A 17285-nucleotide genomic window follows, 5' to 3' on the forward strand; every position below is an offset into this window, starting at 1 on the left:
ATCTCAGCGATTGTGGAGCGTCAGTAAAGAAGTTACTGTCGCTTGACACAGCGATCCGGAGAGAGTTCGCGCAAAGGCGCAGCGCCGAAGGCGCACGTTTTCCGAGAGGATCACATGGGAATGGCTTCAGAGCGAAAACTCGCTCGTGCGCGGACGGAGAGAGCCATGAAGCTCGGCATCGGGACGGGTGGAGCGGCTCTCTTGATGGGCGTGTCGCTCGGGTGCAATGCGGTCCTCGACATCGATGCGGGCGTGCCTCGCGACGCCCCCGCCTGCGATGACGAAAGCCGGGCGCATTGGCGCCCGAACGACCTCAAGGCGGATCGGTGGAATGTGGGCGAGTCGGACGTCACCGTGCTCGATCCGGTGACGTCGCTCCGATGGGAGCGCGGCGTGGCGCTGGGCAAGCTCACCTGGGATGAGGCGAACGTGTACTGCGAGACCTCCGATCTGGGTGGGTATGACGACTGGCGGCTGCCGTCGCGCATCGAGCTGGTCTCGATCGTGAATTATGAGGCCAGCTCTCCGGCCATCGCGGAGGACGTATTCACCGGGACGGTCCACGACGATTACCTCTGGTCGCTGCCCATGGCGGACGTCTCACCCAAACAGGCGTGGAGCGTACACGTCGAAGATGGCGATGTCGGGAGCGCCGAGACGGAGAAGAAGGCGTGTCCGCCGGAAGAGGAGAGTCCGGAAGAGGAGAGTCCGGAAGAGGATCCGGCACACGAGAACGAGAACTGCCAAGAGCAGGTGCGCAATCGCGTCCGTTGCGTTCGAACGGAGAAGACCGTGAGCCAAGAGCGCTGCGGGTACGAGCTCGGCGTGACCGGGGAGACCGTGATAGACAACGATACGCGCCTGACGTGGCAGCGTGAGCTGAAGGACGATCTCCCCCAGGACCGGGCGGTGGAGTTTTGCGAAGATTTCGAGCTGGCCGGGATCACATCATGGCGGCTGCCGACCGTCCAACAGCTGCAAACGATCGTGGACCACTCCACATCCCATCCAGCGATCGACCGGGAATGGTTCCCCGAGCCAGAATCGGCCCCGCCAGGGTACTGGTCGTCGACCGCGTACGCCGGCGACGTCAACCGAGATCCGCCGGTCGATCCGTCCGAGCTCCGCGCGTGGTGGGTGAGCTTCCGGGTGGGGTATGCCACCAACCAGCGGATCGGGACCCACGGCCGCGTTCGCTGTGTTTACGATGGGCCTTGAAGCTCGCCCGTGACTCGGCCCATCGCGCCCGTCTGCCGGGCGCCGGTCCTCGGACATGCGGCCGGACGGCAGGCCACGGCGGCATCGCCTGACCTTGGTTCATTCGTCGAGCTGACCCCTTGCTGCCCCGGCAAGGATGCTGTCCCCTGGCAGGGCCTCTCTTCCGGGGTCTCGCGCCTGCCGTCCCGGACCCGCGCCTGCTCGATGGACACTCTCGTCAAGATCGGTGACGTCCTCCTTGGCAAGTACAGGGTCGAGCGCGTGCTCGGACAAGGCGGCATGGGCCTCGTCGTCGCGGCCCGCCACCTCCAGCTCGGCGAGCTGTTCGCCATCAAGTTCCTCCTGCCGTCCACGCCCGAGCAGCCCGGGCAGATCGAGCGCTTCGTGCGCGAGGCGCGCGCCGCGGCTCGCCTCCGGAGCGACCACGTGGCCCGGGTCCATGACGTCGGCCGCACCGAGGCGGGCGCGCCGTACATGGTGCTGGAGTACCTCCAGGGCAGCGACCTGCGGGACCTCGTCCGCGAGGAGGGGCCGCTGCCGGTCGAGGACGCGGTGCTGTTCGTCCTGCAGGCCTGCGACGCGATCGCCGAGGCGCACGCGGCCGGGATCGTGCATCGCGATCTCAAGCCGGCCAATCTCTTCCTGATCCGCCGCCCGAACGGCAGCCCGAGCGTCAAGGTCCTCGACTTCGGGGTCTCCAAGCAAACGGGTGTCGACGAGGTGGAGCTGACCACCACGGGCGCCATGCTCGGGTCCCCGGTGTACATGGCGCCCGAGCAGGTCGCATGCGCGAAGTCGGTCGACGCGCGGGCCGACATCTGGGCGATGGGGGTCGTGCTGTACGAGCTCGTGACGGGCCGAAAGCCGTTCGACGCCGAGACCGTCCTCAAGCTCGTCGCGCTGGTGATGCAGGCAGAGCCGGCGCTGCCGTCCGAGCTGCGGCCGGACCTGCCGCGGTCCGTCGAGGCGGTGATCCTGCGCTGCATGCGCAAGCGGCCCGAGGAGCGGTTCCAGAGCATCGGCGAGCTCGCGGCGGCGCTGCGCGAGGCCCTGCCCAAGGCCGCCTTCGCGGCGCTGGCCGGCGCGACGCTCGCCCATCCGGCGCGGTCGCTCGCGGCGTCGGCGCCGGGCTCGACGCCGGCGAGCGTGCCCTCGCTGGCGTTGGAGCCGACGTCCGTGGCGCCTCGCGGCCCTTCGTCCACGATGGCGACCCTCTCGATCGAGGCGCGGGAGGCGCTTGCCGCGCACGTCGCGGCCACGCCGGAGAGCGCGCCTGCGATCGTCGAGCCGAGCACGACCGTCCGTGAGCCCACGCCGACGCTCCGCGAGCCCGCCCTCGATGCGCGGAGGACCGCCGGGGGCGCGCCGGCCCCGCGCCGGAAGGCGGCCATGGCCGTCGGGGCGGCGGTGGGGCTCGCGGTTCTGGGCGGCGGAGCCTGGTGGTTCGTCCGCGGTCGCTCGTCCGGGACCGCTGCGGCGCCCGCGACGGCGGCGCCGGCGGCCGCCGCGCCTGTCGACGCTGCCGCGCCTGTCGACGCTGCCGCGCCTGCGGAGGCCGCGGCGCTCGCCGGAGCGGCGGCGCCCGTCGAGGGGGCGACGCCTGCGCCGCCCGTGCGCAGCACGGTGGAGGCGGCCGCGAGCGCAGCCTCGCAGCAAGGCCCCGCTCCTTCGGGCGCGCCGACCGCGAAAGCCGCGCCGGCCGCCGCGCGCGCGCCGTCCGCGCGGCCGGGGGGGACGGGCTCCTCGACCCAGCGGCCTACCCTCTGGTGATGTGATCATGGCCAGTCTCCCGTCACGTGCCTGCACGCTCGCCCTGACCCTGCTGCTCGTCCCCGCATCGGCGCGGGCGCAGCCCGCCGATCCGAGGACGATGGCGGCGGCCCAGTCCCTCTTCGAGCAGGCCGTCGTGGAGATGGACAGGAAGGACTACGCGAGCGCCTGCCCCAAGCTCGAGCAAACGACGCAGATGCTCCCCGAGGCGCTCGGGGCCAAGGAGACGCTCGCGCGGTGCTACGAGGCCCAGGGCCGGCTCGCGAGCGCGTGGGCGCAGTACGGGCTCGTGGAGGCGCTCGCGAGCCGCGCCGGCCAGACCCAGCGCGCCGCCGCGGCGGGCAAGCGGGCGGCGGCCTTGAAGCCGAGGCTCGCGACCTTGACGGTGGAGCTGCCGGACGCCGTCCGCCGCCTGCCAGGGATCTCGATCGCCAGCGATGGGCTCGCGCTCGGCGCCGCCGTCTGGGGGACGGCGCTGGCGGTCGACAGGGGCGAGCACGTGATCGAGGCCAAGGCGCCGGGGCATCGCCCCTGGTCGAGCAAGGTCGTGGTCGGCGAGGACGGCGCGCACGCGCGCGTGGAGGTGCCCATGCTCGAGGCGGAGGAAGCTGCTCCCGCGCCCGTGAGCTCCGCGCCCGCGCCCGTGAGCTCCGCGCCCGCGCCCGTGAGCTCCGCGCCCGCGCCCGCGCCCGTGCGCTCCGCGCCCCCTCCCGCGGCGCGCCCCTGGCAGCGGCCTGTCGGCTTCGCGGCGGTCATCACCGGGGCCGTGGGGCTCGGGGCGACCGGCGTGCTCGCGGCGCTCGCCGTCGAAAAGAAGAACGCAAGCAATGAGGAGGGTCATTGCGACGCGCGGAACACCTGCGATGAGATCGGGCTCGACCTGCGCGCTCAGGCGATGGCTCTCGGGAACGGGGCGACGGCGGCGCTCGTGGTCGGCAGCGTGCTGGCCGCGGGAGGCGTGGTGCTGCTCGTCACCGCACCTTCGCGGAAGGACAGGTCAGAGACGACGGGGGGCATCCGGTGGGAAGTCGGCCTTTCGCCGGCGCGGGTCGGGGTACGAGGCGCGTGGTGAAGGCGGGAGCGACGAGCTTGCCCAGGTGCGTGGGCAACCGTCGGTCCTCGTCCGGACGTCCAGCGTAGCCGGAGCCCCACGTCGCTTCTTCGCGGCGTCGCGCCCTCCCGGCGACGAAGTAGGCAATTTTTGCGTACCTGGGCCGCGAGCACGAAAGCAAGCTTTGCCGAGTCGGCAAGAGCTGCTCGGCCCCAGGCGCCTCCTCGCTCGCGGTCCGGCCGCGGACAAGCGCTTCCGGCCGGATGCACGCGTGTTGAACAACATGGAACGAGCCCTGCAAATGCGACCGTCGACCCACCGAGTCTCGACACGAGCGTGAACGACTCGGGAACGACATCGAGGGGAGAACCATGAAAAGCATTTCGATCGTCACGAGGATCATGACGCTCGGCGGGCTCGGTCTCGTCGTCGCCGCATGCGCTGTGGATCACGCCGGGGAAGGCCCCGCCGACTCCAGCGCTGCCGAGGAGAGCGCCGCGACGGTCGCACCTCGAGACGCCGCCGCCAAGGAACAGCTCGATATCGCCCTGGCGGAGAGCGGCCTGACGGAAGCAGAGTTGATCGACTACGCGATTCGGGCCGAGGCAGAGCGCTCGTGCGACGACGCGCGCTCGATCGTCGAGGAGATCCACAGCGACGGAGCGCAGCGCGTCCGAAAGGCGCTCCCTCTCGGAGAGGCGGCCGTCGCGACGAGCGCCGCGGCCGGCCCATGTCAGGCGACGTGCACCATCTGCGGTGGAGATTGCTTGTTCGACGGCGTCGTGAAGAAAGCGGGGAAGGTGGTCTGGGACGGAGCGTCGTGCTGGTGCCAGGGCACCATCTATCCCTGGGATTACTGGAACTCCTGCGCGCCGTCGTGCCCCTAGCCCGCTGATCCGCGCGAGCCGGCTGCGCCTCGTCCCCGATCGCCGATCCTCTCGTCTTCCGCGCCATCGACGTCGTTCGAGCCATCGGCTGCCTCCGTGTCGGCCTCGACCACGCACCCCGTGGCGACGAGGCCGACTCCGATCGCGAGCAGCGACGCGCGACGCCCCCCCCAATGCTCTTCATGACCATGATTCTCCTGTCGCAGTCCAGGAGATGCGGCGCGCTCGGGTGCTCTGGCGCCGTTCCTTCCCTTCGCCTGGAGCGCCGGAGCCTCGACCGTACCGGGCCGAATCGGTGCGCAGCACACCGCGGATCGTGCCGCGCGGCGCCGAGCGCGAGCGCCGTGTCATGCCGCGCGCCGGGCGGCGGGCGGAGCGCGCCGGCGCCGAGCAACGCTTGCCGAGGTGAGCAAGGCTTGCGTTCGCTCTGCGGCCCGGTGAGCAACGACTGCGTGGTCGGCGCTGCGTCCGCGCGCTGCGCCTGCGCCGCGACCTGGCCCGCGAGTTGCCATGACGGGATGCGGATTGCAGCTCAACACATCACAGCGAGACAGCGCAATGCGTACACAACATGGTTCTTCGAGGACAGGGGACATCGGCGGCGCGCCGCGCGCGGCCCAGCCGGACGCCGCCGGCGCCTTCTCGACCCGCGCGCAGCGGGCCTGGCGATCGCGCCTGCGCCGGGCCACGATGGCCCTCGCGGCGACGGTCGCGGCGGGCTGCGCGGACACGGGCGCGCCGCGACCGGCCGAGCCTGTCGACGGGGCCTCGGCGCCGCTCGCGGCACCTCTGCCGTCGCCGGTCGGGCTATGGCACCTGGATGAGGATTGCTCGAGCGTGGTCGTGACCGACGCATCGGCCACCGGCGCGCACGGCGAGAGGCACAACGGGGCGGGGTGCGGCGCGGGCCGCGTCGATCGTGGCGCCACCTTCGACGGCGCCGACGCTCGCATCGAGATCCCGGACCACGAGGCCTTCCACTTCACGACGCAGATGACCGCCGCCGCGTGGGTGAAGCCGTCGAGCACCTCGGGCCTCCGGACCATCGTGAACAAGTGGTACGCGATGGACTCGTACGCGCTGTACCTCCAGGACGGCCAGTTCCGGTTCAGCGTCGCCTTCCCCGGCGGCAGCTGGGGCACGACGGTCGACGTCGCCGCTCCGGCGACGCCGGGGGTGTGGTCGCACGTGGCGGGGGTCTACGACGGCACGCGCGTCTCGCTATACGTGAACGGCGCCCTGGCGGCGTCGGCCACCGTCTCGACGGAGCCCCGGGCGCTGCAGGCCTCCACGCGCCCCATCGTCATCGGCAACCACCCCTCCTGGAACGCCTACGCGGGCGCGATCGACGAGGTTCGCCTCTACGATGTCCCGCTGACCGACGCGCAGGTCAAGGCGCTCACCAGGAACACCTACTATGTCGCGACCAACGGGCTCGACACGAACCCGGGCACGCTGGCCAAGCCCTTCGCGACGCTCGCGAAGGCGGGGCAGGCGGCGGAGATCGGCGATACGGTCTATGTCCGCGGCGGCACCTACTCTACCAGCAGCGCGAACCCGGTGAGGCTCGACAACGTCGGGACCGAGGAAGAGCACATCGTCCTCCAGCCCTATCCCGGCGAGTCGGTCGTGCTCGACGGCAGCCAGGGAGGAAACACCCTCCTGCAGATCCGAGGAGAGTACTACGACATCCTCGGGTTCGAGATCCGCAACGCGAAGGGGATCGCCATCGCCCTCAGGAGCTGGGGCGACGGCGATACGAGGAGCGGCAAGCACATCCGCATCGCGGGGAACACGATCCACGGCTCGTTCAAGGGCGCCGTGTACCCCGGGCTCGAGTCGACGCACATGCGGTTCGAGAACAACGTCGTTTACGACAACGCGAAGATCAACGAGAACAACGCCCAGATCTGCCACCAGGGCGGGTGGCCGTCGGCGGTCAACCTGACCCGGGGCCACGACGAGGTCGTGGGCAACACGATCTTCGAGAACTTCGGGGAGGGCATCGGCGCCTACGGGACGAGCCACCACGTCGCCGACAACGTGCTGCACGACAACTACAGCGTCGACCTCTACCTCAACAACCTCGCCGACTCGATCGTCGAGCGCAACTTCATCTACTCGCTGAGCAAGCCGGCGTTCCACCGGCTCTCCTGCCCGTACGGCGTGAGCTGCCCCGCGCGGCCGACCGGCGACGCGGCCTGCCCGTGGGCCGGGGACCTGCGGGTCCCCGCCGCGGCGACGGGGATCGCGCTCGCGAACGAGGACCCGAACGACGTCCTCCTGGACAACAACGTCGTCCGGAACAACATCGTCGTCGGCCCCGACCCCGGCGCCAACCCCCCGCCGCTCCCCCGCCGCTCCGGCCTCCAGCTGAGCGCGTGGAGCGGCACGGGGCCGAGCGACATGGGCAGCACCAGGATCGTGAACAACACGGTGGTGTGCGCCGCGGGCTCGGAGCTGTTCGGCATCCGGGGCGCCGCGCCCTCCGCCGAGGGCGGGCAAGCGCAGGTCGCCAACAACATCTTCTACCAGCTGAGGAGCGACAAGCCGCTGACGAGGTTCGGTCACACCGTCAGGATCAACTTCGCCAGCAACAACTGGTTCGGCGGCAACGGGAGCTCCTCGCCGGGAGGCTCGGGGCAGAGCGCGAGCGACGTGATCGGCAATCCGCTGCTCGTCCACGAGACAGGCACCGAGCCGGACGACTTCCGGCTGCAGGGCGGCTCACCCGCCAGGAACCAGGGGACCCTCCTCCCCGACGTCCTGGAGGACTTCTTCGGCACCCCGCGTCCCCAGGAGGGCGCTTACGACATCGGCGCCCACGAGGTGGCGGTGAGCCTCTTCGACCAGCCGGTCTCCCTGTCCGGCCGGCCGAGCTCGCGGTGAGCGGACCGCACGCCGGCAAGGCGGCGCGCTGGGGGCCCGGCGCCCTCAGGACGGCCGCTTCGCCGGGCGCGCCGCGAGGCCGTACTGCTTCAGCTTGAACACGAAGGTCCGCGTCGGCATCCCGATGAGCTCCGCCGCGCGCGTCTGCACCCCGCCCGTCGCCTCGAGCGCCTCCTGCATCCGGCGCCGCTCGAGCTCCTTCAGCTCCTCGGCGATCGGCCGGAAGCGCGGCGGCGGCGAGGGCGCGCCCGGCGGAGACGACGGCGTGCCTCCGCCGGCCGGCGTGCCTCCGCCGGCGGACGCGCCCCCGCCGGCCGGCGCGGCGGCGCCCCGCCCCGCGATGCGATCCGGCAGGTTCCACAGCTCGACGACCTCGCCCTCCGCGGTGGCCGCCGCGAACTCCATCGCGTTCTTCAGCTCGCGCACGTTGCCCGGGAACGCATACGCCGCCAGGGTCGACAGCGCGGCCTCCGAGAGCGCGACCGGCGCCTTGCCGCCGCGGGCGCGCGCCTCGGCCAGGAAGAGGCGCGCCAGGATCGGGACCTCGCGCGGGCGGTGCCGTAGCGGCGGCAGCTCGACAACCGCCGTGCTCAGCCGGAAGAGCAGGTCTTCCCGGAAGCGGCCCGCGCGGCTCTCGGCCTCGAGGTCGCGGTTCGTCGCGGCCACGATGCGGAAATCGACCTCGCGCTCCCGCACGTCGCCGAGGCGCGTGATCCGCTTCGCCTCGAGCGCGCGCAGCAGCTTGGCCTGCGCGCCGAGCGGCAGCTCGCCGATCTCGTCGAGGAACACCGTGCCCCCGTGCGCCCGCTCGAGCAGCCCCGGCTTCGGCGCGCGCGCGTCCGAGAACGCGCCGCGCTCGTACCCGAACAGCTCGCTCTCGACGAGCGTCTCCGGCAGGGCGGCGCAGTTCAGCGTGATCATCGGCTTGCTCGCCCGCGCCGACCAGTGGTGCAGCGCGGCCGCGGCGTTCTCCTTGCCGGCCCCGGTCTCGCCGAGGACGAGCACCGAGAGATCGCTCGCCGCGAGCCGGCGGATCAGCTCGAACACGCGGATCATCGCCGGATCCGCGAGCACGACCTCGCGCTCGCCGACGCGGTGCCGGACGGCGGTGTCCGCGGCGAGCGCCACCGCCCCCGGCCCCGCGATCGCGGCCGCCGCGGCGGCGCCGGAGACGAGCGTCTCGGCGTCGCCTCCGTCGGCCGGGTACGAGGCGACGCCGCCCCGGGCCCCGGGCGCGAGGGGGGCGAGCGTCTCCAGGAGCTCGAGGATCGCCGCGCGCGCCCCCTCGGCGCCGAGCTCGGGCATCAGGACGACCAGCTGCGCGCCGCCGCTCCAGGCGAGGACATCGATGAGCCGCAGCGCCGACGCGGCCATGACCCCGACGGCGTCCCTGTCCTGGACGCCGCCGGTCGACACGGCGGCCACGGCGAGCGGCCTGCCGTAATCGCCTGCGCGCTCGAGCTCTTCCTCGAGGCGCCGGCGCCAGCGGCCCGCGTCGACGGTGGCGCGATCCGGCGTCCGGGGCTCGCGCCGGAGGATCAGCAGGGCGTCGCCGATGGCGACCACGTCGCCGGAGGAGAGGAGGCGCGAGCCCTCCAGGCGCTCGCCGTTGACGAGCGTCCCATTGTGGCTCTTCAGGTCGATGAGCTGCACCTCGCCGTCCACGACGAGGAATTTCGCGTGCCGCCGGGACGCCGCGGCGGCGGTGACGCAGATCTCCGCGTCGGTGGCGCGTCCGACGAAGAGCACGCCCTCCCTGGGCAGCGGGCACCGCCGCGACGAGGAGCCGTCGATCACGAGGAGATATGCGGCGGTATCCAGCTCGCCGCCGGAGAGGTCGCCCCGCTGGAGGCTCTCGGTCTTCGCGCTCGCGGGCGACTTACCCACCGTGTCGCCCGCCGCGCCGAGCGGGCTCCCGCGCGCGCCGCCTCCGTGAAACCGCCGTCGCGATCATGATGGCTTGAATACCCCTCGATTGCCGCTGGCGTCCAGCGATGACGGCCCGGTGGCTCGCCAGCGGGTCGAGCGTCGCGCCCTTCGCGCCATCGAACGTGGCTCGATGCGCGGAAGGGCGATTGCGCGCGCCGTCCTCGTCAGGGCCGGATGGCGAGCAGCGCCGGCGTTCGGCCAGGCGCCGCGGCGGCGATCGCGTCGATCAGCGCGCGCGGCTCGCCGGGCCCGGTGGCGCCCGTCTTGCGGATCGCCTCGATGCGGCTGAGCGTCCACACGAGCGCTGCCGCCGCCGGCGTGGGCAAGCGGCTCAGCGCGGCGATCGGCGCCGGCGTGAGGGTGTTTCCGAGCTCGCGCACCACGCGGAGCCCCTCCTCCAGGGCGCGCGCCACGTCCATCGCTTCGGCCCACGACACGCCTGCCTTTCGCGCGTGCGCGGCGACGACGGCGACCATCACCGGCGCGACGAGCGCCGCATGGGTGCGCAGCCAGCTCTCCATGTCGGGCTCCACGACGGCGGGGATGCCCGCGTCCGTGAAGACCTTCGCCCAGGCCGCGTCCGTCACCGGGGTGACCATGCCTCGGGTGACGATCCTCGACGTCAGCTTGCCGTCATCGAGGGTCGCCAGGATCGCGGGGAACCCGAAGGCGACGCGCGCCGCGCCCACGGCGTCGCGGAGGCGGCCGAGCGGCTCGAAGGTGTTGAACATGAACATCACCGTCTTCGCCGCGCTGGCGGCCAGCGCGGGGAGCACCTCGTCCACCTGATGCGCGAGCACCGTCACGAGCACGAGGTCCCACGCCGCCGCCTGGTCGAGCGCGGCGCTCACGCCCACCGCGGCGCGCTCCCCCGCGGCGGTCACGATGGCCTCGTCCTGCCGCAGCTGCGCGAGCCGCGCCCCACGAGCGACCACCGTCACCTCGTGCCCCGCCCGCGCGAGCTGGAACGCGAACGTGCTTCCGATCCTACCAGCGCCCACAATGGCAATCTTCATGATCCACCTCAGAAGTAAACGCCGAGGCTCTCCCTCGTGAAATTGGTCAGCTCATCGTTGCGCCCCGCCTTGATCTTCTCCACCCAGGCGGGGTCGCTCAGCAGGGAGCGCCCGACGGCGACCAGATCGAAATCCCCGCGCTCGAGGCGGCGCACGAGCTCACCGAGCCCCTGGGGCACGGAGGCTTCGCCCGCGATACTCCCGAAGAGATCCCCCGACAGCCCGACGGAGCCCACGGTGATGGTGGGCTTCCCGGTGATCTTCTTCGCCCACCCCGCGGTGTTGAGATCGGAGCCGGCGAACTCGGGCTCCCAGTAACGCCGCTGGGACATGTGGAAGATATCGACGCCCGCCTCCGAAAGAGGCAAGAGCCATTGCTCCATCTCCTGCGGCGTCTTCGCCATCTTGTGATCGTAGGCGCCGATCTTCCACTGCGAGAGGCGGAGGATCACCACCATCTCCGGACCGACGGCCTCGCGAACCGCCTTGAGGACCTCCTCGGCGAAGCGTGTCCTCTCGCCGAGGGTCTTTCCCCCGTACTCGTCGGTGCGCTGGTTCGTCACCTCGTAGAAGAACTGATCGATGAGGTACCCGTGGGCGCCGTGCAGCTCGACGGCGTCGAAGCCGAGGCGCTTCGCGTCCGCCGCCGCCTTGCCGTAGGCCCGCACCGCGGCCTGCACGTCCTCGCGGGACATGTTCGCGGGGCCCTCCAGATCCGCGGGCTCCTCGTAGCCGTCGGGGTTCCGCTGCGCGAGCCCGACGTGCCACAGCTGGGGAGCCATCTTTCCCCCCTCCCTGTGCACGGCGTCGATGACCTTCTTCCAGCCGTCCAGCGCCCGCTCGCCGTAGAAATGCGGGACGTCGCGCAGATGGAGCTTGCCCGGCCGCTCCACGGCCGTCCCCTCCGACAGGATCAGCCCGACGCCGCCGGCCGCGCGCCGCGCGTAATAGGCGACGTTCGGCTCGCCGGGCGCGTTCCCCGGCGATTTCTGGCGCGTCATGGGCGCCATGACGAGCCGGTTCTCGAGCGTCAGCCCCTTCAGCTGAAATGGCCTGAAGAGCGCGCTGACGTCCTCGTGCTTGTTCGGATCCCGATCCGTCATCTCTCCGTCCTTCCTCCGGTCCCCCGCCGCCGCCGTCGCGCGCCTCGAGCTGCGCCCCGGCACCTCGGCGGCGACCGCGCCTGCCATCGTGACCGCCCCTCGGCGCCGCGGCCGGCGTGATTCGGGTAACAAACCAACTGGATGGTTGAAAACCTAGGGAGCGGCCCCGGCCCTGTCAACGGGGCGGGGCGATGTCGCGCGGCGGGGAGACGTCGTCGCTGCGCAAGCCGCTCGCTTGCCGCTACACTGTCCTCGTGAACGGCGGTCCCGCGCCCTTGCACCGCGCCCCGGCGTGGGCACCCTGAAGGATCGACCCATGCCCTACGATTCGGCGGCGACCAAGAAGAGGCTCCTCGACGCCGCGCTCGACGAGTTCGCCGAGCGAGGCCTGGCCGGCGCGCGCGTGGACCGCATCGCCGACAAGGCGTCGGCGAACAAGCAGGCCATCTACGCTTACTTCGGCTCGAAGGAGGACCTGTTCCGCAGCGTGCTCGAGGAGCGGTGCAAGAGCGTGTTCGACGCCGTGCCGTTCGACCCGTCGGACCTCCCGGCGTTCGTCGCCGGCGTCTTCGACCACCTGGTCGAGAACCCGAAGAGCGTGCGGATGATGATGTGGAGGCAGCTGGAGCTCCCCGACGAGGCGGAGCACGAGGCGGCGGCCGCCAAGGTGTGCGCGCTCGGCGCGGCCCACGAGCTCGGGGTCACCTCCAAGCAGTGCGCCGAGGACCTGTTCGTCCTCCTCCTCGGGCTGCCGATGGCGTGGTTCACGTTCGCCTCGAGCCAGCCGGCGGCGAGGGGCGCGGCGGCGCAGCAGCGGCTGCACGCCTTCAGGCGCTCGATGATCGCGGCGGCGGAGGCGATCGTGAAGACGATGGCGGAGAAGAAGCGATAGAGGGCGTGGACCCTCTGGGGGTCGGGCGAGGCGGGCACGCTCCGCATCAGGGCTGGAGGCGCAACGTTGATGAAGCCGGAACCCCCGTCCGGCGGAGCCGCCCGTCCGCCGCGACCGACCCGTCCGCCCGGGCGTCTGGCCGGGTCGGGCAACGTTGATCTCGGGGCGCGAGGGCCTGCCGGGCTCACCTGACCCTCGGCGCCCCACCGGCTCAGGACGTCGCATGTGCACGCCGGGGACAAGCGTCACAGGCGTGACTCTCGCATACCTGCGCGGGCAGATCGGACCACCCCCGATCGGCCATCTAGCCTGTGGAGGTGTGACATGTTGAACCGAATCGTGCTATTCGTCGCGCTCCTCGCGCCTGCGACGGCCCTCGCTGCCGACCAGGCCGCGGTAGATGAGGCCGACGGCTCCGAAAAGAGCATCTGCGACCAGATCGGGCCCGATCCTGACAAATGCGCGCAGGCTTGGCGATATTGCCACTGGGACGCGCGCGATGGTCGCTGCGAGAACAACGTCCCCGTTTCCGGCTGTTACAGCATCTTCGATCCGCATGCTTGCAACGCCACGTTCGGTTGTGTGTGGGATGAGGAGGACCCGCTCGGCGCGCGGTGCGAGCCGACCGGTTGATGAATCCGCTCGAGACCGGTGTCCCCGCCGGGGGCCGCTCGCCTCGATCTCGCCCCCACCCGGGAGCGGCGGCCCCGACCGGGCCGCCGCTCGCCGTCCCAGGTCCGCCGCCCGCGGCGGTGGCGGCGCGGGCTGCGCGTCGAACGCCGTAGAGGCCGATGCGCCCGTTCCTGATGGCGTATAGCGTGCTCTGCTGCTGCGACGCCCTCCATTGCACCGACGATGGGGGGCCGGTGACCTACGGCGAAGCCGGATCGAGCGTCGTCTACGGACGGGATGATCGCAAGGAACAGCGCGATTACCCCGTCGGCTCGCCCATCGATGGCTGGGCTCGGTCCTCAGCGATCGTGGTCGCGAGGTCTGCGCTCCACAGGAGCGGAGACTCCGGGATCGCGCTCGGCGCCGGGGAGGCTCTCTCCGCTTTCATGGAGTCGATCGGCAGGCCGCTCTGCCCCGAAGAACCGTTCAAGGACGAGCCTGTCCTCGGCGGCTTCTGCTCCGCGTTCCTCGTCGCGTCCGACCTGCTGATCACGGCTGGTCACTGTGTCAGCGCCCCGGGGGTGTGCCCGCACATCGCCTTCGTCTTCGGCGCCAGCTACGACCGGCCAGGCAGGGATCCGAGCCGGGTCGGCCCGGACGACGTGTATCTCTGTCGTGACATACGGAAGCTGGCCGCGCGGGGCGAGCAGGGCGACTACGCCGTGGTGCGCCTCGATCGTCCGGTCGTGGGCCGCGAGCCGCTGCGCTTGCGTCGCGCCGGGAAGGTCGATGATGACGAAGAGCTGATCCTCATCGGCAATCCGATGGGCCTGCCCACCAAGATCGCGGCGCACGGGGAGGTCCTGGACAACGCTTCAGCGTGTTGCTTCAAGGCGAGCACCGACAGCTACGGCGGCGGGTCCGGCTCGGTGGTCCTCGGCGCAAATTCGAGGCTCGTCGAAGGCGTCCTCGTACGAGGCGAGACCGATTTCGTGGAGGCGAGCGGCTGCTGGGCATCCAAGGTCTGCCCGACCGAGGGGTCGCCTTGCCGCGGAGAAGACGTTACCCGGGCATCCGAGTTTGCGGCCTCCGTCCCCGAGGGAGCATGCGCCCGCCAACAGCCGCGCAGCCGCTCTACAGACCGGCCTTAGCGCGGCCCCTCCGCCTCGACGATCCTTCTCTTGCCCGGCTCGTGCGCCGACCGGGCCTTCGAGGCGGGCGGGGGTGCCGGCCTCGGTACGCGGAGCCGGCCGGCGCTGCGCGGGCGTCGTCGAGGGGGAACGAGGCTCAGGCGGTGACGCCCGGCTGGATGCCGTTCATCGCCATCATCTTCTGCCGCTCGGCCTCCTTGTTGAGGCCGCGGTAGCGCTCGTCGAGCTTCGCGATGTCGAGCTTCAGGATCCGGCCGTACAGCTCGAGGGCGATGCCGACGATCGACGGGTGGCACGCGGACTTCACCCGCTCATCGTAATAGGGATACGCCGCCACGTGGAAGCGGCGCAGGTTGTAGAACGGGATGCCCGGGAACTTGTGGTGCTCGTTGTGGTACGTGACGTTGTTCCAGATGAAATTGGTGAAGTGCGCGCTGGTCCCGTACGTGCGCGAGCTGTACGCGTCCTCCCCGGGGAGCATCTCGTAGTGCTCGATCATCGAGGTCACGCTGGCGAGGATCGCGCCGAAGATGAACGGCAGCGCATAGAAGAAGAAGAACACCTGCCGCGGCATGATCCAGAAGAAGAAGGCCATGAGGCCCCAGAAGCCGAGGATCTCCAGGTTCATCTTGACGCGCTGGAGCGCCGACAGCCGCTTCACGTAGCGCGCCATGCAGCCGAGGAAGTACAGCGGGTAGGCGAACGTGTAGACCGCGAGGAGCAGGAGCTTCGCGAGGACGGGGTTCCGCGTGTAGTCCGTGACGACGAAGTTGTCGACGTCGGGGTACGTGTTCGCGATCTTGTGATGGTGAAGGTGGTAGTTCGTGTACAGCGTCACGCTCATCCCGGTCGGCGCCCAGCAGACCAGGGCGATGAGGTACGAGACGAGCTTCGATCGCGAGCAGCTGCCGTGGACGGCGTCGTGCGCGACCGCGCCGAGGCCGCGGACGAGGTTGGCAATCGCGAACGAGACGACGATCCCGATCGGGATGGCGAGCGGGTGGTGCTGCGTCGCGTACAGCACCCACGTGAGCGCGGCCCAGATGCCGAAATGAAGCGGAATCTTGAGCAGGTAAATCGGGTTGCGCTTGTAGGCAGCCTGCAGCAGCTCCCGCGGTACCGTGTCCATGCCGGCCATACTGATCTCCGTGTTTCTCGCGCGTGCGCGGCCCGGAACTTCGCAAAAAACAGGCGAGAAAACAAGAGCACGCCCGCTTTTTACCCCCGCTCACCCCCGCGGCGCGAATGCCGTTACGCAGGACGCCGGGGGCCGGGGGTCGCGCCGCTTGAGGGGCGCGCCCACTGCCGCTAAGACGCGGCGATGGGGACTCGCATCGAAAAGGACAGCTTCGGGCCGATCGAGGTGCAGGCCGACCGCTACTGGGGGGCGCAGACGCAGCGATCCCTGGAGAACTTCCGGATCGGCGGCGAGCGCTTCCCGCGGGAGATGATCGCCGCGCTCGCCACGGTCAAGAAGGCCGCGGCGCTCGTCAACCGCGACCTCGGGCTCCTGCCAGCGGACAAATGCGGGCTCATCGTCGCGGCGGCCGACGAGGTGATCGCGGGCAAGCTCGACGACCACTTCCCGCTCGTCGTCTGGCAGACGGGCAGCGGCACCCAGACCAACATGAACGTGAACGAGGTCATCGGGAACCGAGCGATCGAGCTCAGCGGCGGCGCGATGGGCTCGAAGTCGCCGATCCACCCGAACGACGACGTGAACCGGTCCCAGAGCTCGAACGACGTGTTCCCGACGGCCATGCACGTCGTCGCCGCGCTCCAGATCGAGCGCCGCCTGCTCCCGGAGGTCCGGCGGCTCCGCGACACCCTGGCGCAGAAGAGCGCGGCGTTCGCGGACATCGTCAAGATCGGCCGCACGCACCTGCAGGACGCGACGCCGCTGACGCTGGGGCAGGAGTTCTCCGGCTACGTCGCGCAGCTCGACGCCGGCATCGCCGCGATCGAGCGGGCGCTGCCGCCGCTGCATGAGCTCGCGCTCGGGGGCACGGCGGTCGGGACGGGGCTGAACGCCCACCCGGAGTTCCCGGCGCGCGTCGCGGCGAAGATCGCCGAGCTCACCGGGGCGCCGTTCGTCACCGCGCCGAACAAGTTCCAGGCGCTCGCGTCGCACGACGCGCTCGTGGCGGCGCACGGCGCCCTGAAGACGCTCGCCTGCAGCCTGATCAAGATCGCGAACGACGTCCGCTGGCTCGCGAGCGGGCCGCGCTGCGGCATCGGCGAGATCACCCTCCCCGAGAACGAGCCGGGCAGCTCGATCATGCCGGGCAAGGTGAACCCCACCCAGGCCGAGGCGATGACGATGCTCTGCGCGCAGGTGCTCGGCAACGACGTCGCGGTCGGAGTCGGCGGGGCGAGCGGCAATTTCGAGCTCAACGTGTACAAGCCGCTCATCATCCACAACGTGCTGCAGTCGATCCGGCTGCTCGCCGACGGCTGCGCGTCGTTCGACGAGCACTGCGCGCGCGGCATCGCGCCGAACCGCGAGCGGATCGCCCGCAACGTCCGCGAGAGCCTGATGCTGGTGACCGCGCTCAACCCGCACGTGGGCTACGACAACGCCGCGAAGATCGCCAAGAAGGCGCACGCGGAAGGGACCACCCTGCGCGAGGCGGCGCTCGCGCTCGGGCTGCTCGACGCGCGGACGTTCGATGAGGTCGTGAGGCCGGAGCGCATGATCGGTCCGTCCGCGGACAAGGAGTGATCGCGGCGCGGGGCGATCGCCCGTGGCGGGAGAGCGCGCGCCTCG

The 17285-nt window shown here is 71.0% G+C and carries 13 protein-coding genes; 9 read left to right on the forward strand and 4 right to left on the reverse strand.

What is annotated here, in order from left to right:
• Positions 1 to 165 precede the first annotated feature (165 nt).
• The 5 genes from WME83_RS51180 (at position 166) to WME83_RS51200 (ending at position 7815) form a co-directional block, all read left to right on the forward strand.
• A complete protein-coding gene (locus WME83_RS51180; protein ID WP_437316993.1) occupies positions 166 to 1218 on the forward strand; it encodes a DUF1566 domain-containing protein in 1053 nt (350 codons plus the stop codon).
• 204 nt (positions 1219 to 1422) lie between these two features.
• Positions 1423 to 2988 (forward strand): protein kinase domain-containing protein, encoded by a 1566-nt coding sequence (locus WME83_RS51185; RefSeq protein ID WP_437316994.1) that lies wholly within the window; start codon positions 1423 to 1425, stop codon positions 2986 to 2988.
• Between the two features lie 7 nt (positions 2989 to 2995).
• A complete protein-coding gene (locus tag WME83_RS51190) occupies positions 2996 to 4060 on the forward strand; it encodes a hypothetical protein (protein WP_437316995.1) in 1065 nt (354 codons plus the stop codon).
• 350 nt (positions 4061 to 4410) lie between these two features.
• Complete coding sequence (locus WME83_RS51195; protein WP_437316996.1) at positions 4411 to 4926, forward strand: hypothetical protein; 516 nt, start codon at positions 4411 to 4413, stop codon at positions 4924 to 4926.
• A 558-nt stretch (positions 4927 to 5484) separates the two neighbouring features.
• Positions 5485 to 7815, forward strand: a complete 2331-nt coding sequence (locus WME83_RS51200; protein WP_437316997.1) for a LamG-like jellyroll fold domain-containing protein — start codon at positions 5485 to 5487, stop codon at positions 7813 to 7815.
• 45 nt (positions 7816 to 7860) lie between these two features.
• Here WME83_RS51200 and WME83_RS51205 read toward each other — a convergent pair whose 3' ends face one another.
• The 3 genes from WME83_RS51205 to WME83_RS51215 form a co-directional block, all read right to left on the reverse strand.
• Positions 7861 to 9702, reverse strand: a complete 1842-nt coding sequence (locus WME83_RS51205) for a sigma 54-interacting transcriptional regulator (protein WP_437316998.1) — start codon at positions 9700 to 9702, stop codon at positions 7861 to 7863.
• 206 nt (positions 9703 to 9908) lie between these two features.
• The gene (locus tag WME83_RS51210) at positions 9909 to 10760 is read right to left on the reverse strand and encodes a ketopantoate reductase family protein (protein WP_437316999.1); all 852 of its coding nucleotides are present in this window, start codon (positions 10758 to 10760) and stop codon (positions 9909 to 9911) included.
• 8 nt (positions 10761 to 10768) lie between these two features.
• The gene (locus WME83_RS51215) at positions 10769 to 11863 is read right to left on the reverse strand and encodes an NADH:flavin oxidoreductase (protein WP_437317000.1); all 1095 of its coding nucleotides are present in this window, start codon (positions 11861 to 11863) and stop codon (positions 10769 to 10771) included.
• A gap of 316 nt (positions 11864 to 12179) precedes the next feature.
• On the opposite strand from WME83_RS51215, the gene WME83_RS51220 reads away from it, so the two are divergent.
• From WME83_RS51220 to WME83_RS51230, 3 genes are all read left to right on the forward strand, one after another.
• Complete coding sequence (locus WME83_RS51220; RefSeq protein WP_437317001.1) at positions 12180 to 12755, forward strand: TetR family transcriptional regulator; 576 nt, start codon at positions 12180 to 12182, stop codon at positions 12753 to 12755.
• 324 nt (positions 12756 to 13079) lie between these two features.
• A complete protein-coding gene (locus WME83_RS51225; protein WP_437317002.1) occupies positions 13080 to 13388 on the forward strand; it encodes a hypothetical protein in 309 nt (102 codons plus the stop codon).
• Positions 13389 to 13546: 158 nt separating this feature from the next.
• Positions 13547 to 14518 (forward strand): trypsin-like serine peptidase, encoded by a 972-nt coding sequence (locus WME83_RS51230; RefSeq protein ID WP_437317003.1) that lies wholly within the window; start codon positions 13547 to 13549, stop codon positions 14516 to 14518.
• A gap of 136 nt (positions 14519 to 14654) precedes the next feature.
• On the opposite strand, the gene WME83_RS51235 is transcribed toward WME83_RS51230, so the two are convergent.
• A complete protein-coding gene (locus tag WME83_RS51235; protein ID WP_437317004.1) occupies positions 14655 to 15647 on the reverse strand; it encodes a fatty acid desaturase family protein in 993 nt (330 codons plus the stop codon).
• A 192-nt stretch (positions 15648 to 15839) separates the two neighbouring features.
• On the opposite strand from WME83_RS51235, the gene fumC reads away from it, so the two are divergent.
• Positions 15840 to 17240 (forward strand): class II fumarate hydratase, encoded by a 1401-nt coding sequence (gene fumC, locus WME83_RS51240; RefSeq protein WP_437317005.1) that lies wholly within the window; start codon positions 15840 to 15842, stop codon positions 17238 to 17240.
• Positions 17241 to 17285: the final 45 nt, after the last annotated feature.

The sequence above is a fragment of the Sorangium sp. So ce385 genome (genome assembly GCF_051474135.1).
GTDB classification, from domain to species: domain Bacteria; phylum Myxococcota_A; class Polyangia; order Polyangiales; family Polyangiaceae; genus Sorangium; species Sorangium cellulosum_D.